We start from the raw sequence: 3,362 nt of genomic DNA on the forward strand, positions 1-3,362 counted from the left end.
GGAGCGTGGCGCAGCCTGGTAGCGCACTTGACTGGGGGTCAAGGGGTCGCAGGTTCGAATCCTGTCGCTCCGACCATCTTCCTCGATGAAGACGGTGGGTCAGGGGGTCGCCTTCGGGCGGCCCCTCGGCAATTGCGGCCGCCGCTCAGCGGCGCGGCCGTTCGGCCCACCGGAACAGCGGGTAGAGCGGCACGCCCCAGCCGAGGCCGGCGACGGCGTAGACCAGCAGATCGACCAGCGGGCCGGGCGGCAGGGCGCCGCGCAGGGCGAGGGCCCCCCAGATCCAGCCGGCGAGGAAGACCAGGACGCCCAGCATGGCGATGAAACGGCGGGTGCGGGGGCCCATGTCAGCGCTTGTTGCGAAACAGGAAGAAGGCGGCCAGGGCGAGGGTGGCGGCGGCCATCGACCAGCCCACCCAGGTCCAGCCGTCCATGGTCGAGACGGCGAACACGCGCACCGCCAGGAACCAGCCCGCGACCGCGGCCACCCCGGCCACGAGGGAGGTGGCGAACAGGCCGCGGCGCCCGGTCAGCTGGTCGGCCGCCCAGGCCAGGGCGAAGGCGCCCAGGACGGCGATGACGATATCGGCGTATTGCACCCGCGTTCTCCTGACTGCGGCGCAGCGGCGCCGAAAACCGACTCGATCTCGCCTTCGTGGGCGGGCATACCCCTCGACGGCGCACCGGACCAGCGGCGCGCCGCCGAATGTAGCGATCGGGACAGCGGGCGTCGAATGAAGCGTTTCATCGGGGGCGATCAGAGCAGGGCCGTGGCCATCTGGCTGTTCGTCACGGCGGCGCTGGTGTTCGCGATGGTGGTGGTCGGCGGGATCACCCGCCTGACCGGATCGGGCCTGTCGATCACCGAGTGGAAGCCGATCATGGGCGCCCTGCCGCCGATGACCGCCGCCGACTGGGCCGAGGCCTTCGAGAAATACCGCGCCATCCCGCAGTACCAGCAGGTCAACGCCGGCATGACCCTGGCCGAGTTCCAGGGGATCTTCTGGTGGGAGTGGTTCCACCGGCTGCTGGGGCGGCTGATCGGGGCGGTGTTCGCCGCGCCGTTCGTGATCTTCCTGGTGTTGCGCGAAATGCCGCGGCGGCTGATCCCCCGCTGCGCGGCGCTGCTGGGGCTGGGCGCCCTGCAGGGGCTGATCGGCTGGTGGATGGTGTCCAGCGGCCTCAGCGAACGGGTCGACGTGGCCCCGGAGCGGCTGGCGGTCCACCTCGGCCTGGCCCTGCTGATCTTCGCCGGACTGATCTGGACCGGGCTGGAGGCGTGGAACGGGGCGGAGCGTTCGCGCCATCCTGTGGGCTGGAGCCGGGGCGCGGCGATCCTGCTGGGCGCGGTCTTCGTGCAATGCCTGCTGGGCGGTCTGGTGGCCGGGGCGAAGGCCGGCCTGGTCTATACGGACTGGCCGATGATGAACGGCGACTGGCTGGCGCCGGTGGCGTGGGGGCAGGGGCCGCTGGCCTTTCTGCACGACCAGGCGCTGGTGCAGTTCAATCACCGGATCGCGGCCTACGGCCTGCTGATCGGCGGGACCCTCTATGCGGTGCAGGCGTGGCGCTGGCGGCTGGCCGAGGGGCTGGGCGCGGCGGCCTTCGCCCTGGCGGCGGCGCTGTGGCTTCAGGCGGCCCTGGGCGTGGTCACCCTGGTCCACGCCGTGCCGCTGTGGCTGGGCGCCCTGCATCAGGCGGGGGCGGCGCTGGTGCTGGCGACGGCGACGGCGAACCTGTGGCTGGTCCGCCGCTCGCAGCCGCGCCTGTTCATGTCCGGACCGAGGTCCAGGGGCCTCTGATCGCGAAGGTGACGCCCGGGTACTGGATGTTGACGAACAGCACCTCGGCGTCGGGCGAGAACACCGCGCCGGCGAACTCGCTGTTGCCGGTGAAGACGTTGCGGCCGATCGTATAGACCTTGCCGTCCGGGGTGACGCCGCGGAGGTGGTTGGGGATGTCGCTCGAATAGTTGTCCTCGCAGACGATCAGGTGGCCCCAGGGCGCGACCATGATGTTGTCGCCCATGTTCATGGTCCGCTCGTCGGCGCTTTCCAGGAACAGCTGGAGACGGCCGGGCCGGCGCGCCTCGCCCCGCCGCCCCTCGTCGCGCGAGGGGACGTAGCGCAGGATCTGGCCCCGGCGCAGCGGGCCGCCCGAGGTGGCGGTCATGTAGAGTTCGCCGTCGCCCCAGAAGATTCCCTCGCCGCGGGCCACCAAGGCCGCGCCGGCGGCGTGGCCGCGCCGGCGCAGGTCGCCGTCCGGAGATTCGACGTCCTCCATGTCGATCCAGATCACCTCGCGCCAGTCGCCGACGGCCCATTCACGGGCCTCCTGATTGCTGGTGTCGGCCCCGGGCCTGTCGCGGAAGGCCATGGCCTGCAGCCGTCCGCCCTCGGCCAGCCGGCCCGGCGTGGTCGGGAGGAAGCGGTAGAACAGGCCGTCGTTCTGGTCCTCGGTCAGGTAGAGGACGCCGGTGCGGGGGTCGACGCAGACCGCCTCGTGGGCGAAGCGGCCCATGGCCTTGAGCGGGACCGGCTCGACGAGGCCGGTGGCGGTCGAGGGCACCTCGAAGACGAAGCCGTGGGATTGGGTCACGTCGGCGTCGGCGGGGGTCTCCTCGGTCTCCTCGCAGGTCAGCCAGCTGCCCCAGGGGGTGTGGCCGCCGGCGCAATTGGTCGAGGTCCCGGCCAGCGACAGGTGCTGGCTGACGGTGCGGCGGGTCTCGAGGTCGTAGACCAGGGTGGTGGTTCCGCCGGGCAGGGGACGGCCGTCCCGGTAGGTGTCGTAGGCCCGCGACGGGTCGAGCAGGCCGATGCGCTCCTGATGGAAGCCGCCCGGGCCGAGGTTGCGGTGCAGGCCGCTGGAGCCCTTGAGCTCATGGTTGCGGACCAGGGCGACCTTGCCGCCGCCGAGGTCGAAACAGCCCATGCCGTCCAGCTGGCCGGGGACGAACAGGCCGTCGTCCATGGTGTCGCCGCTCTGGGAGACGACCTGGTAGGTGAAGCCCGCGGGCAGGTCGAGCAGGCGGTTCGGATCGGGGATCAGCGGCCCATAGCCGGGCACCTCGTTGACGTAGGTCTCCCCGGCCGCGGCCTGGGCCTGGACGTTGCGGGCGAGGCCGGCGAAGGCGAGGGCGGCGGCCGAGCCGGTGAGAAGGTCGCGACGCTGCAGACGCATGGGGAGACTCCGGGAAGGGGCAGGGAGGTTATGGCGGCGCGGGCGGCGGCGGTCATCATGGTTCTGTGACGACGGCGCAGCCGGAAGCGCCGCTTCCTGCGAAGCGGTCGGGGAGGGCGCGGGGCGACCGGGCCTCGCCCGGTTGCGGATGAGTTTACCGTTTCGACGAGACAGGCTGCCCC

At 71.8% G+C, this 3,362-nt stretch carries 4 protein-coding genes; 1 reads left to right on the forward strand and 3 read right to left on the reverse strand.

Annotation, left to right across the window (positions count from 1 at the left end; genetic code table 11):
• Positions 1-145 precede the first annotated feature (145 nt).
• Both Q0588_RS09960 and Q0588_RS09965 read right to left on the reverse strand, forming a co-directional pair.
• Positions 146-346: a DUF2842 domain-containing protein gene (locus Q0588_RS09960; RefSeq protein WP_298745801.1), complete on the reverse strand. Its 201-nt coding sequence runs from the start codon at positions 344-346 to the stop codon at positions 146-148.
• Between the two features lies 1 nt (position 347).
• A complete protein-coding gene (locus tag Q0588_RS09965) occupies positions 348-599 on the reverse strand; it encodes a transglycosylase (protein WP_298745802.1) in 252 nt (83 codons plus the stop codon).
• A 135-nt stretch (positions 600-734) separates the two neighbouring features.
• Between Q0588_RS09965 and Q0588_RS09970 the strand changes: the two genes are divergently transcribed.
• Positions 735-1,802, forward strand: a complete 1,068-nt coding sequence (locus tag Q0588_RS09970; protein WP_298745803.1) for a COX15/CtaA family protein — start codon at positions 735-737, stop codon at positions 1,800-1,802.
• Here the strand turns inward: Q0588_RS09970 and Q0588_RS09975 are convergent.
• Positions 1,771-3,180, reverse strand: a complete 1,410-nt coding sequence (locus Q0588_RS09975) for an alkaline phosphatase PhoX (RefSeq protein ID WP_298745804.1) — start codon at positions 3,178-3,180, stop codon at positions 1,771-1,773. The genes Q0588_RS09970 and Q0588_RS09975 overlap by 32 nt on opposite strands.
• Positions 3,181-3,362 lie beyond the last annotated feature (182 nt).

It is taken from the genome of uncultured Brevundimonas sp., assembly GCF_937870815.1.
In the GTDB taxonomy this organism is placed as follows: domain Bacteria; phylum Pseudomonadota; class Alphaproteobacteria; order Caulobacterales; family Caulobacteraceae; genus Brevundimonas.

What these genes read in the sequence shown, in the direction of transcription:
- Q0588_RS09970 (WP_298745803.1), top strand. Translation starts at nt 735, where the DNA reads ATGAAGCGTTTCATCGGGGGCGATCAGAGCAGGGCCGTGGCCATCTGG.
- Q0588_RS09975 (WP_298745804.1), bottom strand. Translation starts at nt 3,180, where the DNA reads ATGCGTCTGCAGCGTCGCGACCTTCTCACCGGCTCGGCCGCCGCCCTC.
- Q0588_RS09960 (WP_298745801.1), bottom strand. Translation starts at nt 346, where the DNA reads ATGGGCCCCCGCACCCGCCGTTTCATCGCCATGCTGGGCGTCCTGGTC.